Annotated in this window: 20 protein-coding genes; 10 read left to right on the top strand and 10 right to left on the bottom strand. The window is 48.7% G+C overall.

Features of this window, described 5'->3' with window-relative positions; genetic code table 11:
- Positions 1 to 4 precede the first annotated feature (4 nt).
- From PGW97_RS07405 to PGW97_RS07415, 3 genes are read right to left on the bottom strand one after another with little or no spacing between them, the layout of a single operon-like run.
- Positions 5 to 1,483, bottom strand: a complete 1,479-nt coding sequence (locus PGW97_RS07405) for an aldehyde dehydrogenase (RefSeq protein WP_047885485.1) — start codon at positions 1,481 to 1,483, stop codon at positions 5 to 7.
- A gap of 26 nt (positions 1,484 to 1,509) precedes the next feature.
- Entirely contained in the window at positions 1,510 to 2,067 is a 558-nt protein-coding gene (gene puuR, locus PGW97_RS07410) for an HTH-type transcriptional regulator PuuR (RefSeq protein ID WP_047885484.1), read from the bottom strand.
- Complete coding sequence (locus tag PGW97_RS07415; RefSeq protein WP_217391220.1) at positions 2,045 to 2,809, bottom strand: gamma-glutamyl-gamma-aminobutyrate hydrolase family protein; 765 nt, start codon at positions 2,807 to 2,809, stop codon at positions 2,045 to 2,047. Before PGW97_RS07415 ends, puuR begins: the two co-directional genes overlap by 23 nt.
- Before the next feature lie 349 nt (positions 2,810 to 3,158).
- Here PGW97_RS07415 and PGW97_RS07420 point away from each other — a divergent pair, with 349 nt between their 5' ends.
- Entirely contained in the window at positions 3,159 to 4,502 is a 1,344-nt protein-coding gene (locus tag PGW97_RS07420; RefSeq protein ID WP_047885482.1) for a glutamine synthetase family protein, read from the top strand.
- A 29-nt stretch (positions 4,503 to 4,531) separates the two neighbouring features.
- The gene (locus PGW97_RS07425; protein ID WP_047885481.1) at positions 4,532 to 6,007 is read left to right on the top strand and encodes a Na+/H+ antiporter NhaC family protein; all 1,476 of its coding nucleotides are present in this window, start codon (positions 4,532 to 4,534) and stop codon (positions 6,005 to 6,007) included.
- Positions 6,008 to 6,194: 187 nt separating this feature from the next.
- Here the strand turns inward: PGW97_RS07425 and phnR are convergent, their stop codons facing one another.
- From phnR to PGW97_RS07440, 3 genes are all read right to left on the bottom strand, one after another.
- Positions 6,195 to 6,896, bottom strand: a complete 702-nt coding sequence (gene phnR, locus PGW97_RS07430) for a phosphonate utilization transcriptional regulator PhnR (RefSeq protein ID WP_047885480.1) — start codon at positions 6,894 to 6,896, stop codon at positions 6,195 to 6,197.
- Between the two features lie 250 nt (positions 6,897 to 7,146).
- Positions 7,147 to 8,862, bottom strand: a complete 1,716-nt coding sequence (locus PGW97_RS07435; RefSeq protein WP_047885479.1) for a putative 2-aminoethylphosphonate ABC transporter permease subunit — start codon at positions 8,860 to 8,862, stop codon at positions 7,147 to 7,149.
- Between the two features lie 89 nt (positions 8,863 to 8,951).
- Positions 8,952 to 10,028: a putative 2-aminoethylphosphonate ABC transporter ATP-binding protein gene (locus tag PGW97_RS07440; RefSeq protein ID WP_207103178.1), complete on the bottom strand. Its 1,077-nt coding sequence runs from the start codon at positions 10,026 to 10,028 to the stop codon at positions 8,952 to 8,954.
- Positions 10,029 to 10,368: 340 nt separating this feature from the next.
- Between PGW97_RS07440 and PGW97_RS07445 the strand changes: the two genes are divergently transcribed.
- Positions 10,369 to 10,530, top strand: coding sequence for a hypothetical protein (locus tag PGW97_RS07445; RefSeq protein WP_157038321.1), 162 nt, complete (start codon positions 10,369 to 10,371; stop codon positions 10,528 to 10,530).
- Between the two features lie 87 nt (positions 10,531 to 10,617).
- Here PGW97_RS07445 and PGW97_RS07450 read toward each other — a convergent pair whose 3' ends face one another.
- Entirely contained in the window at positions 10,618 to 11,631 is a 1,014-nt protein-coding gene (locus PGW97_RS07450; RefSeq protein WP_047885476.1) for a putative 2-aminoethylphosphonate ABC transporter substrate-binding protein, read from the bottom strand.
- A 297-nt stretch (positions 11,632 to 11,928) separates the two neighbouring features.
- Between PGW97_RS07450 and phnW the strand changes: the two genes are divergently transcribed.
- The 5 genes from phnW (at position 11,929) to PGW97_RS07475 (ending at position 17,763) form a co-directional block, all read left to right on the top strand.
- Entirely contained in the window at positions 11,929 to 13,026 is a 1,098-nt protein-coding gene (gene phnW, locus PGW97_RS07455) for a 2-aminoethylphosphonate--pyruvate transaminase (RefSeq protein WP_273859641.1), read from the top strand.
- A gap of 108 nt (positions 13,027 to 13,134) precedes the next feature.
- Entirely contained in the window at positions 13,135 to 14,532 is a 1,398-nt protein-coding gene (locus PGW97_RS07460; protein WP_273859517.1) for an aspartate aminotransferase family protein, read from the top strand.
- Positions 14,533 to 14,640: 108 nt separating this feature from the next.
- The gene (gene phnX / locus PGW97_RS07465; protein WP_217391223.1) at positions 14,641 to 15,453 is read left to right on the top strand and encodes a phosphonoacetaldehyde hydrolase; all 813 of its coding nucleotides are present in this window, start codon (positions 14,641 to 14,643) and stop codon (positions 15,451 to 15,453) included.
- Positions 15,454 to 15,824: 371 nt separating this feature from the next.
- A complete protein-coding gene (gene glgC, locus PGW97_RS07470; RefSeq protein WP_217391224.1) occupies positions 15,825 to 17,042 on the top strand; it encodes a glucose-1-phosphate adenylyltransferase in 1,218 nt (405 codons plus the stop codon).
- 322 nt (positions 17,043 to 17,364) lie between these two features.
- The gene (locus tag PGW97_RS07475; protein ID WP_047885472.1) at positions 17,365 to 17,763 is read left to right on the top strand and encodes a hypothetical protein; all 399 of its coding nucleotides are present in this window, start codon (positions 17,365 to 17,367) and stop codon (positions 17,761 to 17,763) included.
- Between the two features lie 88 nt (positions 17,764 to 17,851).
- On the opposite strand, the gene PGW97_RS07480 is transcribed toward PGW97_RS07475, so the two are convergent.
- The 3 genes from PGW97_RS07480 to PGW97_RS07490 all read right to left on the bottom strand — a co-directional run bounded on the left by PGW97_RS07480 (position 17,852) and on the right by PGW97_RS07490 (position 21,394).
- On the bottom strand, positions 17,852 to 19,264 hold the full coding sequence (locus tag PGW97_RS07480; RefSeq protein WP_047885471.1) for a basic amino acid/polyamine antiporter: 1,413 nt from the start codon (positions 19,262 to 19,264) through the stop codon (positions 17,852 to 17,854).
- Between the two features lie 219 nt (positions 19,265 to 19,483).
- Entirely contained in the window at positions 19,484 to 19,957 is a 474-nt protein-coding gene (locus tag PGW97_RS07485; protein ID WP_273859522.1) for a cell division inhibitor SulA, read from the bottom strand.
- A gap of 558 nt (positions 19,958 to 20,515) precedes the next feature.
- Complete coding sequence (locus tag PGW97_RS07490) at positions 20,516 to 21,394, bottom strand: hypothetical protein (protein ID WP_217391226.1); 879 nt, start codon at positions 21,392 to 21,394, stop codon at positions 20,516 to 20,518.
- Positions 21,395 to 21,751: 357 nt separating this feature from the next.
- Between PGW97_RS07490 and PGW97_RS07495 the strand changes: the two genes are divergently transcribed.
- Positions 21,752 to 21,931 carry a hypothetical protein gene (locus PGW97_RS07495; RefSeq protein ID WP_217391227.1) on the top strand — a complete coding sequence of 60 codons (180 nt, stop codon included), beginning with the start codon at positions 21,752 to 21,754 and terminating at the stop codon, positions 21,929 to 21,931.
- 248 nt (positions 21,932 to 22,179) lie between these two features.
- Complete coding sequence (locus PGW97_RS07500; RefSeq protein WP_273859524.1) at positions 22,180 to 22,497, top strand: hypothetical protein; 318 nt, start codon at positions 22,180 to 22,182, stop codon at positions 22,495 to 22,497.
- Positions 22,498 to 22,766 lie beyond the last annotated feature (269 nt).

The following is a 22,766-nucleotide window of genomic DNA, read 5'->3' on the forward strand; positions in this document are numbered from 1 at the left end:
ATTTTTACAAGCGGATCCAAGTGGTCTTGGTTTCTGTGAATTTCTCGATGGCATGCAGTGACTTGTCACGGCCGTTGCCACTCATTTTGAAGCCACCGAAAGGCACCGTCATGTCGCCTTCGTTGTAGTTGTTGACCCATACTGAACCGGCTTCCAGCTGCTTGGCCACACGGTGTGCCTGGCTCAGATCAGAACTCCATACTGCGGCACCCAGGCCGTATGGGGAGTCGTTGGCAATACGAATGGCGTCCTGTTCATCTTTGAACGGAATCACACACAGTACCGGGCCGAAAATTTCTTCACGGGCAACGCGCATCTGGTTAGTAACGTTGTCGAGGATAACCGGGGCGACAAAGGCACCTTTCGCATCCACATCACCGCCACACAGCACAGTGGCGCCTTCCTGTTGGGCGAGGTCAACGTAGGACAGCACTTTGTCTTTATGATCCTGGTCGATCAGTGCACCCATCGAAGACGTCGGGTCGAGCGGATCTTTCGGCGCAAAACGCTGCGCAGCTGATACCACTTTGTCGATGAAGGCATCTTTGATGCTTTCTTCAACCAACAGACGAGTGGCAGCCACACAAACTTCGCCCTGATTGTAGAAACAACCCGCCGCCGCTTCGGCAGCCGCTTTGTCGAGATCTTGGTAGTTGGCAAAGACGATGTTGGCGTTCTTACCACCGGCTTCTGCCCAGACTTTTTTCAGGTTGGTTTCACCGGCGCACACCATCAGGTGTCCGGCAATCTTGGTTGACCCGGTAAAGGTAATACAGTCAACATCGTGATGACGGGCCAGTGCTTCACCGGCTTCGTGGCCCAAGCCCGGAATGACCTGGAACACACCGGCAGGCAGACCGGCTTCATTGGCCAGCTGACCCAGATAAATAGCAGTCAGGGACGATTTTTCTGACGGTTTCAGAATCACGCTGTTGCCTGCCGCCAGGGCAGGTCCCAGTTTCCAGCAGGCCAGCCAGAGCGGGAAGTTCCATGGCACAACCGCGGCGACTACTCCCATCGCCTGATGGGTAATAAAGGCATGAACGTCATGTTCGGTTGGGGCGACTTCGCCGTACACCTTGTCAATGGCTTCGGCATACCAGCGCAGAGAAGCTGCGGCACCCGGAATATCGGTCGAGTGGGCGTGTGCAATGGGCTTGCCGGTATCGAGTGATTCCAGCAGCGCCAATGTATCGCGGTGAGTGTCAATCAGTTCCGCAAAGCGGTAGAGGACTTTTTTACGAGCGGCTGGTGGCTGGTGTTGCCAGCAGCCGTTTTCAAATGCCTGGCGGGCGTATGAGACAGCAAGATCAACATCATGTTGTTTGCAGCGTGCGATTTGGCCCAGTGTTTCAGCGGTCGCAGGGTTAATGTTACTGAATGTCTCGCCGTCAGCGGCACTGACATATTCCCCGTTGATGAATGCCCGCGTTTCAAGCCGGGTTTGGTCTTTCAGTTGCTTCCATTCCTGCTGCGATTTCATACGCTCTCCTTGAACAGGACAGGGCGCTAGAAAGTCGCAGGCGTGTGAGCACTGATGATCTTACAGACCCTGTCGGATTTATTGGTAAATTTGTGGGCGATGGTTGTGTCAATCAGGTAAGACTCTCCCTGCTTGATCACATAAGTTTTATCGCCGTATTCCAGTTCTATTTCGCCTTCCAGTACGGTGCCGGCTTCTTCACCCTCGTGCTGAATCACTGCCGCACCGGTACTGGAATGTGGGCTGTATTCTTCAATCAGAAAACCCATTTTGCGTTCTTTGGTGCCGTTACATACCAGCTTCATCGATACGCTTTCACTGCCCATTTCAACAAGTTCTTCGGCAGTGAGTACAACCTTTGCTTCTTTCTTCTCGTTTTGTTCAAACGTGAAAAACTCAGATAACGACAAAGAAAACACATTGACGATTTTCTGCAGGGAACTGACAGATGGACTGACCTTGCCGTTTTCAATCGATGAAATGGCACTGTTGGTCATGTGTGCTTTCTCTGCCAGTTCGCGTTGAGACATTCCGTGCTCTTTACGCAAACTGGCTATTTTGTTACCTATCGCTTCGTTGTCCACTTCTCTTGGCTCCATTACGTTGAGATGAAGCCATAATAAAGTGTCTGAACAAAAACTGTGAGAACTGATTGTGTTTTGCTTGCCATTCTGGGTGCCATTGCACACCAACAAAGTACGGGTGTTCAGGCAGACTGAATGCTTCAATCAGGCCGTCAGGTGCGCAACCTTCCACGCGTAAGCCAGGCGCCAGCTGGTTGATCCCCTGATTGTGCAGGGTATTGACGCTAAATGTATTTTGCTCGCCCAGCCAGTCAGAAAACAGGCCGCCGTGTTCAACATGAATCGGGTGGGCCGGACCGTATTTAACCGCAAAGTCCTCTGACGGATTTTCGCGGTGGTCGTTATAACCCACATGACGCACGTGTGGGTGCAGGCTGCCGCCTAACGCCACATTCATTTCCTGGAAGCCACGGCAAATCCCCAAAGCAGGGATACGTTGCTCTATAGCGGTGCGAATCAGCTGCAATGCGAGTTCATCACGTCCTTCATCGGTGTAATCCTCATCATGCGTGGCCTGATAGCGGTGTGGCGCAACGTTGGAGTGACTGCCTGGAAACAGGAAGCCGTCAAATTGTTCGCACAGTGTGCCCAGCGCATCTTTGTTCAGTGCCGCCGGTAACAGAACCGGGATCCCGCCAAAGTCAGTGACAGCATTAATATAAAACTCATTAACCGCTTGAATTAAATAACCATTCAATTTCTTCTGGCAGCTAACGATGGCGATGACTGGTGATCTATTCATTTTTGTCTAACACTTCTTGTTCGAAATATTTAACATTGACGTTACAAAACGTAATCGATTTACGCAACGTTCATGCTCAAAAAGAATGAAATTTTGTGATTGTGATCGCTGAAATGCCATTTAATCACCAAAATAGTGTTTAAAATATTGAGCAAAACTCGATCGTTGTGTTAATAATTTGTTACTCGCTTGAGTCAATTGAAATGCGCAATCAGAGAATAAACAATTAAAAAATAAGGAATATTTTTCTTTTTGCTTAGTTGTAACATTCGATGGTGTGTTCTAAATAATTAATTTTTGCGTTCGGTTGAATATGACAGGCGATGAAAAATTAGCCGGAGACAATTGTATGGATACATTCGAATCTGAAATTAAAAATTTTTTACAAAAATGGCCTGAAACCGAATTTGTGGATCTCGTTTTTACCGACATTAATGCCACCCCTCGCGGGAAGCGTATTCCTGTCAATGCCTTGAAGAAGGTGGTGAATGGTGTACCACTGCCGGTTTCAACAATCACACTGAGCAATGCAGGGAGCGTGATTGAAGAAGCCGGGCTGGGAGAAGCGCTGGGTGAACCGGATCATATCTGTATGCCGATTCCGGGTACGCTGACGCCGACTGCCAATCCAAGTGTGGCGCAGCTTTTGCTTTCGATGATGGACAGCTCCGGCGAGAAGCCAAGCCGTCTGTTTATTCGAAACGTGCTGGAGCAGATCCTGGACACGCTACATAAAGACGGAAAATACCCGGTTATCGCGCTGGAGCTGGAGTTCTATCTGGTCGATAAGAAGCGGGCGGAAAACGGGCTGGTGCGACCGGCACATAACCCGACTAAGAATCGTCAGGAAAAAGACACGGCAGTGTATGACATCGACAGCCTTGATGATTACGCGGCGTTCCTGTCTGACCTTAATACTGCAGCGCAGAAGCAGGATCTGAATACGTCCGGTGCGTTGTCAGAATCGGCGCCGGGTCAGTTTGAGATCAACTTCAACCATACCGACGATGTGCTCAAGGCGTGTGATCAGCTGATTTTTGCCAAGCGTCTGATCCGTCAGGTTGCGCATCAGCACAACTTTGATGTGACGTTCATGGCGAAACCTTTTGCGCATGAAGCCGGTAACGGTCAGCACATTCATATGAGTGTGGTGGATGAGCATGGCGAAAACTTGTTCTCGAACTCGAATGGGGATGCCAGCCCGCTGTTTTACCAGACGCTGGCGGCGATGATTCACGCTATCCCAAGTTCCATTGCACTGTTGTGCCCGAATGTGAACTCTTACCGCCGTTTCTCGCTCGGGTCGTATACTCCGACAAAAGCGGACTGGGGCGAAAACCACCGTGGTGTTGCGCTTCGCATTCCGATGAGTGACAGCAGTAACCGTCGTATTGAGCACCGTATTGCCGGCGCCGATGTAAACCCGTATGTTCTGGCGTCAGTGGTGTTGTCAAGTGTTCTGGCGGCTCCGCACTTTACTCCGGAGCAGTGCCCACCGCCATTAAGCAAGAATGCGGCCTCGATTCCGACCCGAATGTCTGATGCATTGGCTGAACTGGAGCAGGGCGAATTCGGACAGTATCTATCAGAGGAATTTATTCACATTTATTCAGCCTGTAAGCAAAGCGAACTGACTGAATTTGAAACTGCGGTCACGCCATTAGAAGTTGAATGGATGCTGCACACAGCTTAGCAAAGACCAAAATAAAGGAAGGAATCTGTATGACGACCCAAAACACAGTGCTTGATACCCCCGTCAAGCCCAGCAATAGCTATTGGTTCTATCTGGTCGCCGTTTTTGGCGCCATTGCTACCTTTGTCATTATCGGTAACAACCATATACAGGGTGAGGCTTACGGTTGGGTAAGCCTGTTACCGACCCTGTTTGTCCTTGCGTTTGCGTTGATCACTCACAGGACAGTTGAAGCCCTGTTCAGTGGTGCGATCATGGGCTTGCTGATGATTGATCCGGCAAACCTGGTTGGCGGGGTCGTCGATGTCTCTCTCAGCGTGATGATGGATGAGACGATCGCCTGGGTTATTCTGGTGTGTGGTCTGATGGGTGGTCTGATTGCCATCCTCGAAAAAGGCGGCAGTATTCTTAGCCTGAGCAGTGCGCTGGTCACCAAAGTGAAGAGCCGCAAGCAGTCAATGTTGCTGACTTTCCTGTTGGGGATTCTGGTATTCATTGATGATTACTTGAATGCAATTGCCATCTCATCATCAATGAAACGCATCACCGACAGCTACAAGATCTCTCGCGAGAAACTGGCGTACCTGGTCGATTCAACGGCGGCACCCATCTGTATCATCATTCCTATCTCAACCTGGGCGGTGTTCTTCAGTTCCCTGCTGGAAGATAACAACGTGGCCGAAACCGGGGGTGGTCTGGGTGTGTACATTCAGGCGATTCCTTACATGGCTTACGGCTGGGTAACGCTGGTGGTGGTACTGCTGGTCGCAACTGACAAACTGCCTGACATGGGCGCGATGAAAGTGGCGGAAGCACGTGCCAAGAGCGGACAGGTGAAGCCCGAAGGCGCTACTGAGATCAACTTCGGTGACAACATTGAGCCTCATCCGAATGCGTTCCTGGGTGTGATGAACTTTGTACTGCCAATGGTCGTGCTGGTTGGTGCGAGCTGGTACTTTGACATTGACCTGTTGGCTGGCGTATTTGCGGCAATCATGTTCACCATTTTCTTCTACGGTATTCAGCGACTGCTGAGCCTGGACACCATGTTTGATGCTATCTACGACGGTATCAAAGTGATGATGGTGCCGCTGGCAACAGTAGTGGGTGGTTTCATGCTGAAAAACGTGAACGATCAGCTGGGTCTGACGCAATACGTGATTGAAGCGGTGTCACCATGGATGTCACCTGGCTTCTTCCCGGTGATTATCTTCCTGGTAATGACAGGGCTGGTGTTTGCGACAGCATCGTCCTGGGGACTGTTTGCGGTAGCGATGCCAATCGTGTTCCCGCTGGGTGAGCATCTTGGGGTACCGGTTCACATCACTGTGGGCGCGCTACTGTCAGCATCAGCCGCGGGCAGCCACTCGTGCTTCTTCAGTGACTCAACAGTTCTGTCAGCACAAGGCTCTGGTTGTACAGCGATGCAACACGCCCTGACTCAGCTGCCATATGCACTGATCGGTATTATCTCGACAGCCGTGTTCTTCATTGCTGTTGCCTAAAACCACGGTTGTTGGATAAAAACAAGGTTGTTAAATACAAACACGGTTGATGGATAAGCACACGGTTATCCATGAGACACCCGTAAAAACAAAGCCCGGGCCAATTGGTCCGGGCTTTTTGTTTTATCAGGGGTTAAAGCAGTGGTATGGCAAACACGTTTGGCCACCGCGATGGTGAGTCAAGGTTTTAGTCGAGCGTAGCGGTAGACTCAATGCTGATCGCATCGTGTCGCCAGTATTCCAGATCACAGTCAATCACATTGCCGTGCTGGTCGTAGTTCAGTCGCTCGACCAGCATCGCCGGGCTACCTGCCGTAGCACGCAGGTGCTGGGCCGTGTCACCGAGTAACGAAGTGGTTCTGACCCGGTAACGTGTTTTGGAATACAGCACGCCGTACTCTTCCCGGTATATAGTTGTCAGCGAGTGGGTAAACGACCTTTCCAGCAAGCCAGGGAAAAAGCGCGGCAGGATAAAGTTGGTCACCACCACCACAGGGCGGTTTTCGAGAAAACGAACCCGATCGATACGGTAAACTTCCGACAAAGGCGGAACTTTGAGCAGCGATGCCGCACGACGGCTGGCCGGGATCAACCGGGCCTGAATCAGTTCACTGCGTGCCGTCCGGCCTTGCTGGCGTGCCATTTCCGGAAAATTGGTGGTGTAGGTAGGGTCGTATCGCAGCGGTTGCGGCGAGACAAACCAACCGCGTCGGTCTTCCCGGTACAGCTTCCCTTCGGCTTCCAGCAGCGCGAGGGATTCACGTAATGTCACACGCGTGGTATTGAAAGACTCTGCCAGCTTTCGCTCTGCAGGCAGTTTATTTCCGGCAACCAACAGACCGGCATCAATCTGCTCGTTGATGGCTTCCATGATTTTCAGATATTGCACAATTCACCTTATCAGAATGCAAATTCGATTAACGGCACCTGCGGGCGGTTAATCGGATTGGCATTATATCAGGCTTGCCTGACCGGCTGTAAGCACAAACCCAACGGCACTAGGACGGTAATCGATGAGTATGACGGTTTGTTGAATCGGGCCGCAACGCTTTCTAATAATGGATTTATTAGTCAGGGAGTTACGGCCCGGCAGGCAAACAGACAAGTTGTGACAGCCTGCGCCAAAATCACTGAGGCGATTAGCGTTTGCGCCACGCCTGGGTGTAACGCTCAATCAATTGGTGGCTACCCACTTGCAGCAGTTTCACGCCTGCGGCCGTCAGCAGAATCATGACAGCCATCGCAGCGGCCGGACCGGTCTGACCGGCATCGTCCATATTCAGTACCGATACCGACGCGGGCAGGGTGTCGGTCGCATACAGGAAGACAATGGCAGAGGTGGTTGTCATGGCATTCACGAACAGGTACACCGCAATGTCGAGGATGGCTGGCAGACAAACCGGCACCGTGACTTTGAAAAACACCTTGTATTGCGGCATTTTGATGGATGCAGAGATAGCTTCGACCTCGGCTGGCAGCTGCTTCAGTGCCGTCAGTGCCGTCATGTGTCCGACCGTGTAGTAGTGAATCACGGTGTTGATCACCAGAATGGCCATGGTGCCGTACAACATCGTCAGTGGGTTTGCCTGATCGTTAAAGAAGAAGATGTAGCCCAGACCCAGAACCATGCCCGGTACAGCCATAGGCAGGATGGCGAGCATTTGCAGCAGGCTGCGCAGCGGGGCGAACAAGCGGCCTTTTTCAATGCAGTACGCCCCGATAAAAATCACCACTGTTCCCAGTAAAGCGACCATGCCAGACAGGTGCAGCGAGTTGAAATACGGTTCCCAGCCATAAGTACTGAACTGCTCAAAATTGTAGTTGTTCAGGCTGAGCGTCAGGTTCCAGGGCCAGAAGGTCACCAGAGAGCCATAGACCGCCATACCGATCACGGCCAGGATCATCACCGAAAGAGTGGCGCAGAACAGGAAGCACAGGCCGTCTCGCACCGGGCTCGGTGTTGGCACGTAAGCCACCGAACGGGAATCAAACAGCCCCTGTTGTTTTTTCTGTACCCAGCGGTCGGCCACAAAGGCGAGCAGAGCAGGCAACAGCAGCAATACGCTGGTGACGGCACCCATCGAGAAGTTCTGCTGACCGACAACTTGCTTGAAGATGTCCGTTGCCAGTACGTTGTAGCTGCCGCCGATTACTTTCGGTACCCCGAAATCACACACCACGAGGGTAAACACCACGATCAGGGTGCTGATCAGGCCATATTTCGCGGCTGGCAAAGTAACAATGAAAAAGGTTTTCAGGGATGAGGTATTGAGCGCTTTGGCGGCCTCGTACAGACGGGCATCCGAGGTGCGCAGTGAGGTAGTCAGAATCATCACGGCGTGAGGAAACGTCCAGAAGATCAGGCCCATGGCGATCCCGATCGGACCGTATACTGAATGGCCCATGAGCAGATCTTTGGCGATCCCCTGATTACCGAACAGATAGATCAGACTGATCGCCGGCAGCAGAGATGGCGCCAGAATAGGTGCAGAGCCCAGAATACTGAACAGGCCTTTCAGTGGCATGCAGCTGCGGGTTAGCGCAAAGGCATAACCAAATGACAGTAGCCCGACGCACAGTGTGACGATGATCCCTAGGGTCAGGGTATTTTGCAAGGACTGCCACAGGGCCGGTGAAGCAAAGTACGTGACAAAGTTAGCAAGTCCGACGAACTCTCCGTCCGCATTAAGCACGCTTTTTTGCAGCATAGCGAACAGCGGACCAATCACAAAGGTGCCCAGTATGGCCAGAATCAGCAGCAGAACGGTGCCGAGGATCAGGTTATCTTTACTGAGAGAGGCGGAAAATTGTGCCAGTCGCTGGCGCGTTGTTATTGGTGCCGTTTGCGTGTTCATTGGCGATTGTCGTTTGGCCGTCTCTTGGGGACTTAACGTGCTCATTCCAGTATCCATTACAGTTTCTCTTCCTGTGTCCATGCCCGAATTCATGCTTGCGCCTGAAAAATATGGGCGTGTTTGTTCGACAGATTGACGAAGTGGTAATGGCCGCGTTCCAGCGCCAGTTCACGTAATTCACGGATAGGGACATCTACTTTGATCGTGCCGCCCTGGTATTCCCCCTGCACGCGGCATTCAGCCCGTACATAGGTGCCCTGAAACTCCAGCTCTTCAATCTTGACCGGGAAACTGGAAGCGGTTTGTTTTCCGATTTCCAGGAAGTGAAGGTCTTCCGGGCGCATTCCCAGTTCGAACTGCACGCCGCGTTTCAGGCTGTCACACGGTTTTGGCAGCAGGGTTTCACCAATACGGATGTCTTGCTCGCTGACCACAGACGCCGGAATGAAATTCATGTTGCCCACGAAGTCAGCCACGAATCGTGAGGCCGGTTTCTGGTAGATTTCCTGTGGGGTGCCAACCTGTTCAATGACGCCGTGATTCATCACCACGATGCGATCAGCCATTGCCAGCGCTTCTTCCTGATCGTGCGTCACCATGATGGTGGTGATCCCCAGTTTGCGTTGCAGGCGACGGATTTCATCACGCAGGTGAGATCGCACTTTTGCATCAAGGGCGGACAAAGGTTCATCAAGCAGTAACAAACCTGGTGATAATGATAAGGCGCGAGCCAGTGCGACACGCTGTTGCTGACCGCCGGAAAGCTGGTTCGGGTATTTGATACCAGCATCAGGCAGACCGATAACCTCCAGCCAGTGATTGACGGCGTCATCGACGGTTTTGTTGTCCTTGCCCTGATTACGCAGGCCAAGGCCGATGTTTTCTGACACGGTAAGGTTAGGAAACAGGGCATAAGACTGAAAAACGATCCCGAAATCGCGTTTTTCAGGGGAAAGGAACGTGGTTTCTTTACCACCTTGGGTAATTTTGCCTGAAGAGGCCAGATCCAGTCCGGCAATGGCACGCAGCAGTGTGGTTTTACCGCAACCCGACGGCCCCAGAAAACAGATAAATTCGCCTTTGCGGATATCAAGGGAGATGTCGTTCAGCGCAGTAAACTGACCGTACTGCTTACTGACATGTTCAATCTTCAGATACGTTTCCATGTTGTTTCTCTTTAAATTTGGTATATACCAAATTTAAAGGCGCAGCATGACACTTAAATGACAAGCGTTTTACGATAAAAAGACATTTTTGACATGGAAAATATTGTCCGGGCTGACCATACTTAACCAGTGCTGAATGCGGCATTTTTTGTTGTACAAAAATAAGCAGTATGACGAGCAAGCCACGTTTTTTGTTTCCCGGAAGCTTCAATATGTCGATGTCTGAGGGGGGACTGACCAGAAAGGTGTAGGCCAGTCTATCCATTAATGCTTTGAGGCCACCTGGGAATGCGGGCAGGTGGGGCCCTGAAAGTTACACTTACTTCATAAGGAATGAAGCATGGAAAGACAAATGTTAATTCGCAATATCTCTTATATGGAGCGTGAGCTGTCTGAAATGAAAAAAGAGCTGGCAAAGCTGGATGCCCGCAAAGAGCAGCAAGAGAGTGCACAACAACAAGAACAACAGGTGAGCCTCTCTTATGCGCATTATCAGTTATGATGCGTTGCCAGACTGTTTAAGAGAAAAACGAAAGCGTGGTGACTGCCGTCACCACGCTTTTTTTGTTTGTGCTGATTAGGCCAACGTTTATGAGCGAGGCTCAGATTTCGCGTCGAACTTCTCAGACCAGGTTTTCAGCACGGCTTCACGGCTGACTGCCATTTTGCCGAAGTCCAGATTCAGCATCGCTTTTTCTACATCCGGGTAATTCTTCACTGGCGCACTCACGTCTTTGTGTGCCACAACCGGGTAGTACTCACTGTACAGCTTGTTCGCATCTTTCGAAACTGACCAGTCAACCAGACGTTTCGCAGCGTCAGATTTCGTGTTCACCAGACCCACGGCTTCAGCTTCCCAGCCCACACCGCCTTTTGGCAGGATGATGTCGATAGGAGCACCTTGTGTTTTCAGGGTTGCTCCGCGAAGCGCCATTGAAATGCCGATAGCCACTTCACCCATACCGGCCTGAACACATGGCTTCGAGCCAGAATGTGTGTAGTGCGCGATGTTGTTGTCCAGTTTCTCCATGTAGGTCCATGCTTGTTGCTCACCCATAGATTGGATCCAGGCGGAAACTTGCATGTAGCCGGTGCCGGATGAAGCCGGGTTTGGCATCGCGATGTGGCCTTTGTAAACCGGCTTGAGTAAGTCGTCCCAACTTTCCGGTTTTGGCAGACCTTGAGCTTTGGCAACCATTTCATTGAAACAGACCGCATTAAAGAAGGCATCGTTACCGAACCAGGCTTTGTTGTCCTGTGGATCCACCATGCTTGGACGAACGTCAGCCAGACCCTTTGGTGAGTAAGGCTTCAGCACACCTTCTTCTTTCAGCAGCGCCATTGATGAACCTGCCAGACCCCAGACGACGTCAGCACGCGGGTTGTCTTTTTCTGCCAGCAGTTTGGCCGTCATGATACCGGTTGAATCGCGAACCCATTTGATTTTGATGTCTGGGTTAGCTTTTTCGAAGGTCTTTTTGTAGTTCGCCAGCATGTCAGTTTCGAATGCTGTGTAGACCGTCAGTTCCTCAGCTGCAAATGCAGAAGAAGCGGTCAGGGCTGCAATTGCAGTCAGAGGGGCAATAATCCAACGGTTTTTCATCGTTCTTTCTCCATGAATGATATTGGCGACCAAACTGGTCTTTACCAGATGTTTTCGACCCGGATGATGCTAGGAAGGAAAGATGACAGTTAGATGATTGGAATATTGCATTTTGCTAACAATTTTATTGAAAGGGATTTGACGACAAATTCCGGCTAATCAACGCAAATTTGTCATGAAAGTGACATATGAAGATTTTGTGAAATGTCCCGGCCGGGGATTTACACAAAATAATCCGGGTCGGTATAGTTTAACCAATCTGGTATAGTCCAAAATTGGAAGAGAAAAATGGAAAACTTGGATAATCAATATCTGTTGCTGACACCGGGCCCACTGTCAACCAGCCGTACAGTACGTGAAGCCATGCTAAAAGACTGGTGTACCTGGGATGATGAATACAACAAAGGGGTTGTAGAAGTGATCCGTCAGCAACTGGTGGCGCTGGCAACAGAATCGGAAGGTTATACAAGTGTCCTGATGCAGGGCAGCGGAACCGCTTCAGTAGAAGCGACTATTGGTAGTGTCATACCGACTGACGGTAAGTTACTGGTGATCAATAACGGTGCATATGGTGAGCGTATCGGCCAGATTGCCCAGTACCTTAACATTGCCCATACAGTGCTGGATCTCGGTGAAGTGGCGCAGCCTGACGCTGACTATATTGCTCAGCAACTGGATCAGGATCCGGCCATTACACACGTTGCTATGGTTCACTGTGAGACCACGACCGGTATGCTGAACCCGGTTGCTGCGGTATGTGATGTAGTAAAAGCCCGAAACAAAATCATGATTCTGGATGCGATGTCCAGTTTCGGTGGGATCCCAATGGATATCGGTGTGATGGGTGTTGATTTTATGGTCAGCTCGGCCAACAAATGCATTCAGGGCGTACCGGGTTTCGGGTTTGTGATAGCCAAGCAGGCGGAACTGGAACAATGCCGTGGTCGTGCCCGTTCGCTGTCTCTGGACTTGTTTGATCAGTGGGCATGCATGGAAAAAAATCAGGGTAAATGGCGTTTTACCTCACCGACGCATACGGTTCGAGCTTTCCATCAGGCCCTGATTGAGTTGGCTGACGAGGGTGGCGTAGCGGCACGTTATCAGCGCTACCGTACCAATCAGAGAATTTTGGTTGAAGGTATGGAATCACTGGGTTTCCGTTGTCTGCTGGACGCATCGCTGCATTCACCCATCATTACGTCTTTCTACTCACCGGAACATGCTGAGTATGATTTCAAACGTTTCTACACGCTGCTGAAAGAAAAAGGCTTTGTTATCTATCCGGGTAAGGTTTCTAACGCTGATTGCTTCCGTATCGGAAATATCGGTGACGTTCACAACCAAGACATGCACCGCCTGATTGATGCAATTCGTGCGTCAATGTACTGGGCCTGAAAGTGATGGCTGTAAAGACGCATTAATTTACGGATGCGTTGGTAATAAAAGAAGCATGACTCAACGAAGCGCAGGCTTAAAGAATCACGGGAAAGAAAGGCTCTGAACATGTCTACCCAGGTCCACTCGCAATCATCGCTGACGGCACAGTTACTGCGCAGCGAAGGGGATACCAATATTACACCAGCCCGACAACGCTGGACGCAAAGTATTGCGGACCCCACGACCCAACAAATGCTGGAGCAGGACAGCCGGTATTTCCTGCACCAGTCAATGTCAACGCCATGCCTTGATGCGCTGGTTGAAGCGGAAGGGATTTACCTGCGGGATGCCGCTGGTAAACGGTATATGGATTTTCATGGCAACAATGTCCATCAGGTGGGTTACGGGCATCCGCACGTGGTGAACCGGATTCAGAATCAGATCGCAGCGTTGCCGTTCTCACCGCGCCGGTTTACCAATCAGACAGCGATTGATTGCGCGAAAAAGCTGACAGAAATCGCCGGGGGGGAACTGAACCGGGTACTGTTTGCGCCGGGAGGAACGTCGGTTGTCGGAATGGCACTGAAGCTGGCTCGCCATGTTACCGGTAATTACAAAGTGGTGTCGCTGTGGGACTCATTCCACGGGGCGTCCCTGGATGCGATTGCGGTCGGCGGGGAAGCGTGTTTCCGTGAAGGTATGGGGCCGTTACTGGCCGGAGTGGAGCGAATTCCGCCAGCGATCACTTACCGGGGTGCTTTCCCGTCACCGGATGGCAGTGATGTGCACTATGCGGACTATCTGGAATATGTTATCGAAAAAGAGGGCGGCATTGGCGCGTTTATTGCCGAAGGACTGCGAAATACCGATGTACAAATTCCAAGCCGCGCCTACTGGCAGCGTATCCGAGAAATCTGTGACAAGCACAATGTGTTGCTGATCATCGATGACATACCGAACGGCATGGGCCGAACTGGTCACTGGTTTACGTATCAGGCTTTTGGTATCGAACCGGATATCCTTTGTATTGGAAAAGGATTGGGCGGGGGCATCGTCCCGATGGCGGCCATGCTGACCAAAGACAAATACAACACGGCTTCACAGGTATCGCTGGGGCATTACACCCATGAGAAAAGTCCGGTGGGCTGCGCCGCTGCGCTGGCCACGATAGAAGTCATTGAGCAGGAATCACTGCTGGCCAAAGTTAAAGACGATGAGGCCTACGTGCGTGACAGGCTCCGGGCAATGCAGTCGCGCTATTCACTGATTGGCGACATTCGGGGAATGGGGCTGCTCTGGGGAATCGAGCTGGTGACCTGCCGTGAAGCGAAAAGCCGTGCCTTGGATGAAGCCGAATCTATTTTGTATCGCTGCCTTGAGTTGGGTCTCAGTTTTAAAGTGTCACAGGGTAACGTTTTGCAGCTAAGCCCACCGTTGATTATTGAGCGGGGCGAGCTGGAACGCGCTTTGGACATTGTCGAACAGGCAATCCGGGAAGTATCGGATTTACAGCACAACTGCTAGCGGCAGTTGAATCACCATTATTTACATCAAAGAAGATTGAACTCTGAGTTTGCCCGATAATTGTGCAGTTAACCCGGGGCGGCTCCTCACACAGAAAAGGATAGAACCATGACTAAGTATGTTCAGGCGGTAATGTTTGACTGGGCCGGTACAATTGTTGATTTTGGCTCGTTTGCACCTACCACCATTTTTGTGGAAGCATTCCGCCGTGAATACGACTTCGACATTTCCCTGGAAGAAGCGCGTGTTCCGATGGGACTCGGTAAGTGGGATCACATTCAGGCGGTTGGTGCGCTGCCGAGTGTCAGTCAGCGCTGGCAGGCTCAGTTTGGCCGGGCGATGGAAAAAGCGGATATCGATAAGATTTATCAAACCTTCATGCCGCTCCAGGTAGCGAAGGTCAGTGAGCATGCGGATTTGATCCCTGGTGCGAAAGCCGTTGTGGATGGTCTGCGCGAGCAGGGCATTAAAATTGGTTCATGTACCGGCTATCCGCGTGTCGTGCTGGACGCTCTCATCCCAGCCGCAAAAGCGAATGGTTATAGCCCGGATTGCGCGGTTGCAACTGATGACTTAGCTGCGGGCGGTCGTCCGGCACCTTACATGGTGCTGCAGAACATGATTGAGCTTCAGGTCAGTGATGTCAAAGCGTGTATTAAAGTGGATGACTCTGTGCCGGGTATTACAGAAGGTCTGAATGCCGGTATGTGGACGGTCGCACTGCTGTTATCCGGTAACGAAGCGGGTCTGACTCAAGCGGAGTTTGAAGCGTCTGATGAAGCGACGCTGGCTGCCGCGCGAGCCAAAGCGCAGGATGCCTTTGCCCATTCTGGTGCACATTACCAAATTGATACCATTGCGGATTTGCCAGACGTTGTAGCCGATATTGAGCGTCGTCTGGCGGAAGGTGAACGCCCTTGAGGGTATGCTTGATGCTGGTGGCTTAGTTTGCGCTGCCACGATCTGGTGCAGCGTCATCTGGTTCTCCATGGCGGGGAATCTGAACTGACTAATAAAGCGGGCTTCAAGCAAAAGAAACACAGCTTATAACAACAAAAACCTAATCTGAATGAACCAGTTAGCCCTAATGGTGCGGTCATACGCCATTAGGGCTTTTTTAGTGCACTATTCTTACTGGAGGCACCAAAATGAAGCGTTGAAAACCCATCTGATGAAAAGGTGAAGGATTTTTATTAATAATCATTGGGTTACGATTCCCTCATTTTGGTCTGAATCTTGCTGTCTATGTTTTTGAAATGTGCTCATATGGATTAAGCGTTAGGGGATAAGTAATGAAACAAGAGACAATTTCCGTCATTCTTGCTGGTGGTGTGGGGTCGCGATTATCGCCTTTGACCGATAATCGTGCAAAACCGGCGGTGCCATTTGGTGGTAAATACCGCATCATCGATTTCACGCTCACCAACTGTCTTCATTCTGGCCTGAGACGCATTCTGGTGCTGACGCAATACAAATCCCATTCTTTACAGAAGCATTTACGGGATGGGTGGTCGATTTTCAATCCGGAGTTGCGGGAATATATCACAGCCGTCCCCCCTCAGATGCGCACTGGTGCCAGTTGGTATCAGGGCACGGCTGATGCCATTTATCAGAACCTCTACTTGTTGACCCGGAGCGAAGCCAAGTATGTCGTTGTATTGTCGGGTGATCACATCTACCGGATGGACTACGCGCCAATGCTCAAACACCATGTTGAAAGTGAAGCCGAACTGACTGTGGCTTGTATGGAAGTGTCGCGTGAGCAAGCAAGTGCTTTCGGGGTAATGGCTGTTGATGAAAATCATAAAATACAGTCATTTACAGAAAAACCTGACGATCCGCTTCCTATCCCGAATAAGCCAGATGCCTGTCTGGTCTCGATGGGGATTTATATCTTTTCGATGGATGCACTTGAGCGTTCCCTGCGTAAAGACGCCGCGAACCCGGATTCCAGTCACGATTTCGGGAATGACATTATTCCGGAATTGATTGATGGCGAGCGGGTGTATGCTTATCAGTTCGGTGGTGAAGAAGGGCGGGTGAGTCAGGATGCCTACTGGCGAGATGTGGGGACGATTGATTCCTACTATGAAGCGAACATGGATTTGTTATCGCCGCAGCCGCCCATGGATCTTTATCAGAAAGAATGGCCGATTCGAACCTATGAGCCGCAATTACCGCCAGCGCGGACGGTTTCTTCACCACAGGGCAATGAAGGGATTTTTATTAATTCCATCATTTCAAGCGGCGTTGTCGTCGCCGGTGGTTCGGTACAGAACTCTATCCTGTTTCCAACGGTTCGTGTGGATAATGCTGCGGTAGTGATTAACAGCATCCTCTTCGAGAATGTCTCGGTCGGTGATGGTGCACACCTTGAAAATTGTATCATCGACAAGCACGTTGTGATTCCACCGGGTACCCAAATTGGCGTCAACAAAAAGCAAGATGCAGAACGTTTCAAAGTCTCTCCGAATGGTGTTGTCGTGATCCCTTCCGATTATCAGTTTTAAATGTTCAGGCTGGCAGTTTGACGAGATGTAGCGAATTGCCAGCGCTGCTTACCTGCCAAAATCCAAGCGTACTAGCAAAAATTGACTTTTATATCAAGAAAGGCCAAAAGTTTATCGTCGGTTTTGTTGATGTTAATCAATTGTTTCTTATGTATTTTCTATTTGCTACATGATGACTTAAAAAGAAGATCCGCTGCATATTTTTATAAATTCGACATAGATCAAATAATGCTACGACGTATAGTGGAAACAGGGTAGTTTGTAATCAGCCCGATGCATTGAGTGATTACCAACAGCAGTAATGTTTCTTGTAAGGACGATTATGGAAACATCAGTTGATTTCTCAAGTCATGAGAATGTGACGTTTAACTACACCACATTCTTATCTGCATCCTGCAAACAGAGGATGACTTTGTTTGATGCGTTAAAGTCACTCGTTCCGGCATTTGAAATATCATGGACTTCGACAATGCCGTCGGGAATGACAAACTCTGAAAAATTGCAGTTGCAGGCACTGAAAGTTTTATCTACCAGTGTGAGTGATACCAACAATATTATTCGATTGTTGCGTCTGGCCCGAGCAGAGCACATTGATGAGTTAACGATCCAGCTTCCCTATGCGTTCGAGGATGAACAATTAGGTGAGATCGAATCAAAATCAATGTGCAAACTCATCCTGTTGGATGAGCAGGGTGAAGTAATCAGAGCGCATATGCTGTAACAGGCCCAATCAACCAAAAAACAAGCCAGCACATAAGTGCTGGCTTTTTCTTTTTGCGCTCAAGCAGAGTCGGGTTGCTAAGCGCAACTTATAAATGAAGCATACCTTGCCAGAGCATGCCGACAGCCAGGCAGGCCGCCGCAGTAAGCAGGCTGGCTGCGGTTTTTTCTTTTCCGACGAACGGGTTTATATTCTGCTCGCGTTTAGCCTGAATATAAAAGTACAGCCCAGGCAGGTAAAGCAGTGCTGATAATAACAGGTAGTTCAGGCCTGAAGCATACAGTAACCAGAGGCCGTACAAGCTGGCGGCAATACCGACAAACAAGAGTTTGCCGCGATTTTTTTGTTCCAGCGCCAGCTTGAGAGTGTAGGCTCCTACCAGGAAGTAGGGAACCAGGATCATCTCTGAGGCGATGGCCAGCAATGTGTCGTACGTACTGCCGGCAAACATCACAAATAGCAGTGAGAGCTGAATACAGACGTTTGTCAGCATCAGGGATTTGATTGGGCTACCGGCCTCATTTTGTTCCGCAAAGCGTTTCGGGAACATGTTGTCTCTTGCTGCCAGATAAGGGGCTTCCGAAGCCAGCACTGTCCAGCTGAGGAATGCACCGCAAACCGAAATCAGCAGGCCACCACCAATAATATACGTTCCCCATGGGCCTAGGATTTCGGTCAGTACCTTCGCCATTGACGGGTTTTGGTAACTAGCTAATGTCTCTGTGCTAACAACACCCATCGACAATAACGTGACAAACACATAGATAGTCAGCGCGGTCAGCAGACCCAGAATAGTGGCGCGACCAATATCACGGCGATGGCGTGCCCGGTTTGACACCACCACAGCACCTTCAATCCCGATAAAGACCCAGACTGTAATGAGCATGGTGGATTTAACCTGAGTGATCAGATTGTGGCTCTCGCCGAAGTGCAGACCCGAGAAGTCAAAAACAAAAATGTCCCAGCGAAACGCGATGAGGGCAGTAATGATAAACAGGCACAGAGGAATCAGTTTGGCACATGTGGTCACGAGGTTAATCAGTGCTGCGGTCTGTACCCCGCGTTTAACCAGGAAGTGAACCATCCACAATAAGACCGAGGAACCAATGACTGACAACCAGGTGTTGCCCTGACCAAACAAAATGTTATCTGGCTGGTCGAACAGCATTCCCAGGGTGCTGAATACGATGACCAGATAAGAAACGTTTGCCAGCATTGCACTTAACCAGTACCCCCAGGCTGAACAAAAACCGATAAAGTCACCGAAACCCGCTTGTGCATAGCCAAATACTCCACTGACAATATGTGGCTTTTGTTCAGCCAGATATTGAAAAGACAGAGCAAGAAAGATCATTCCGATGCCGGTGATAGTCCAGCCAATGATGACCGCTGCCGGACTGGCAACCGCTGCCATGTTTTGCGGTAAGCTGAACACTCCGGCACCTATCATAGAGCCGATGACTAAGGCGGTTAGCGAGCCTAAACCCAGTTTGTTATCCATTTTTCTATCCGGTATTAATCTCTTATTGCAGGATATTTTCGGGTCTATTATGAGGTAATTCTATGAACTTACACGCCTAAGGTGATGTAAGTCACGTAATGAGCAGTTAAAAACACTATTCATTGTACTGGATCAAAAAAGCCATCAGCGTTTGCAAATGGCTTTATCAAAAGGATGGCACGAAAAGTTTATAAACAGGGAGTAAATGTGCCGCTTTGATCAATGAAAAGTGATTTGGCTTTTGCTATCACGATTAATTACAAAGGCATAGCTGGCACCAAAATCGGAAGCGTCACGAATATCGGTACTGGTGAAGGCTTCAATCTCACCCGTAGCGATTACCGCGCTACAGTTACCTGAACGTAGTGCTTGTGCCATCAAAGCCTGATCACTCTTTCCTTTCTTATTGGTCAGCACCAGAACTTTGTGCAGATCAATGCCAGCGCTTTTCAGCAAATTCTTATCCACCAAGGATTCTTGTCCGATAAACATGATCCAACGATTCTGTTCGCTAGCCTGTTTCAGGATACGAAGAAAATACGCCAGTTGCGTTTGTGTACGGTCTGAAAAGCAGACTTCAATCGGGCATTTAACAGCTTTCGGAGACGATGGGGCAGCAGTCTGCGCCGTAAATGTTGCCTTATAAGCTTGAGAAGCAGAGATTGAATGTAAGTGTTCAAGGTAATCTGCCATAGTCCATCATCCTCACAGTGTTTATTTATACATGCTGTATGCCTATACAGTAGTTGTGTTCGGATATTGATGCAAGTGTTTTTTGTGTGTCAGTTCCAGTCTCATTTTGGATTCTGTCCGGCTGAATGGGATTATGGGGTTAATTTTAAAGTATTGATAAATAAGGTTTTTGTTGTTCATTTTTGAACGGGTAGGAGATCAAGGCTATCCAGGTTTAGCGAGAAATAAAGGCGAATATTTGTGATGAATTTTTTATGATCATCACATTGATATAGCTGTCTTATACAGTAATTTAAGGAGGTGTGGTCAAAAACACCATAGTGTTAAGCTATCTTTACTGTCTCAGTTCAGTGTGGTTTTTGTTCCACTTTGGGAGTAAATGGGAAAAGCTGTGTGCTTTCCAGTCTTACATAAAGCCCTTTCAAAATATTGAGACTGATGTGAAGTCGTTAGCTGGCTGAATCAGGGCATTCTTCATCGACTAAGCACCAAAACCAAGCAAAAAAAAGCACAACACTACCTGGCAGTGTTGTGCTTTTTTGCCGTTGTACATAAACCTTAACTCTTCTCCACTACGAAAAACATAGGCTTGCCTTTGTGAGAAAGGTAACTCATTGGAATGCTGTTGTTATTCGCATTTTTCCCAGAACGTTTTAAGTTTCCTGTTGTGTAGATGAAATTCCAATCAGGTAAGTTTTCTGACACTTTATTTATAATCACATCATTTGGAGGGGTGGACTTGTCACCACTTGATACGTACAAATAACTTTGTTGGCTGTTTCCTGTAACAAGCCATACCGGATCCAATGGATTCAATTCACTTAGATTGGCAATGATTGGACTGGTTCTGTAGGCTTGAACCCGATTAACTGCGAAATACACCCCACAAAAATCACCTTTTTGTAGTGCAGGTAACTCATTCAATGGTTTGCAATTCATCTCCGGCTCATCTGACCAAAAGAGGTAATATACTGCGTTAGGTGCCCCGTTTACTGTGTGCTCAGAGTACTCGAAACCGAGTTCTTTAAGCGAACGCGATATCGACTGCTTGTAAATCTCTAGCAGCTTTTGGCGGGCTTGTTCCTCGTCGGCAGCCATGTGTTTGGGCATCCAAGAAAGTACAGAGTTTTGGGCTGCTGGCTTGTCGGGTTCAAACATAGAGAGTACAACCCCAGCAAGCAATGCATTAGACCAATCCATCGAAAAGAAAGGCCCTGAAGCCATTTCCAATCCCCAGTAGGCTGTGTTGTATCCATACTCGAATCGGTTAATTCGATTGAAATCTTCAGCTGATAATTCTTTATCCTGAATATCATAGATACCACCAGCTCGAGCTACGTTCCAAGCCATGCTGTGTGACTCATCAAACTCACGTGGTGGGACTGTGCAAGCCGTCAGCGTGGCACAAGCCGCAACAGAAAATATAAAGTTCTTCATCCTTAATTCCTTAGAAAAATATAAAACTGAACTGGAATGCTATTTGTAGGCTAGATACCTTGCGTACCTGCTTATTTACAACTTACGCTATAAAGTCTTCAGGCAATATTTTAAATAGTAATAAAATTAGCAAACGTCAATTGTTCCAATTTTTATTCCGAAACAATAACCGATATTACTTAAGTTGCCAATTTTGATTAAGGAAAAAAATGCTCAAAGAACCAAAATAGGCAAAAGCCCCAATTTATTCTTTGTTCAACTGTTTTTAAATGAATGCATGGTTAGGCGACGCATTTAAACATCGGGCCTAACTCAACATCTTTCATTGTAATAACGCCAATTTGGAGACAGTAGAACATGCAAAATCTTGTCAACGACATTAAAAACGCAGCCAAAAACAAAGATACGCTGAGAAACCTATCTTTCATGTTCGTACTTGTGCTATTAATGTTAGCGAGCCGCGATGCTATGGCTGGTAACGCCGGTACTGAGTTTGACGATGTGTGGACCACACTAAAAGACTGGACCCAAGGTTAGTTTGACAGTAAACAGCGTATAAGTGAGTTGAGACTTAAAAAATCAAGAAATGTTCCGATATAGAGGAATTTATACGTAAATCAAAAGATAGGGTTGAAAAATTGTAATCAGTGCTCTCACTATTTCTTAATCAAACTTGTATTTAATCCAACCTAGTTGCATATTGATTGTTAATGGTGTTAGCAAGCTGCATTCAAAGAATGCATGCTGAGGTCGATTAAGAGTTCAAGATAAAGGGAGCATTGATCTTGAGAGTCTATATTGCGATTTTATTGTTAGGAATTGCCACAAAAGTAACCGCTAGTGTGCCAGATTTAGATGGTATCAAAGAACTATGTCATAGTTCAGCTAAGTTGCTCGAGAAAGGTAAAATGAAAGATCTAGCAGACACTCTAGTACCGCATTGGCCGATTAATCAAGAAGAAATTAATAAGCTTGTTCACCAAGGAATGTCTCAGTTTGAACTATTTACATTTAGATCTGGTTCTGCATTGGGAACTGAGTTTATTGGAACCCGAAAAGCTGGTTCAAGCTTTGTGATGCACACTTATGCTATTAAGTTTTAATATCACGCTATGCGGTGTAATTGTATTTTCTACAAGTCAAAAAATGAGTGGGTTGTAAATACCATTAATTGGGATGGGAAGTTATAGCCTCTTTTTAATCAATAGATTATTGGCTTACTTTACTCTCTGAAGAAGTGATACCTATAATTGGTAATGTTTTTCAGAAAATGAGCTTAAGAAGTCACCATATCTCTCATTGATGTGAATTTTCAAGGATAAAGCGCAATGGAAATTACACACATTGAGGTCTGGTGACTTATGTAATAAGG

It is taken from the genome of Photobacterium sp. GSS17 (assembly GCF_028621875.1).
Classification (GTDB): domain Bacteria; phylum Pseudomonadota; class Gammaproteobacteria; order Enterobacterales; family Vibrionaceae; genus Photobacterium; species Photobacterium ganghwense.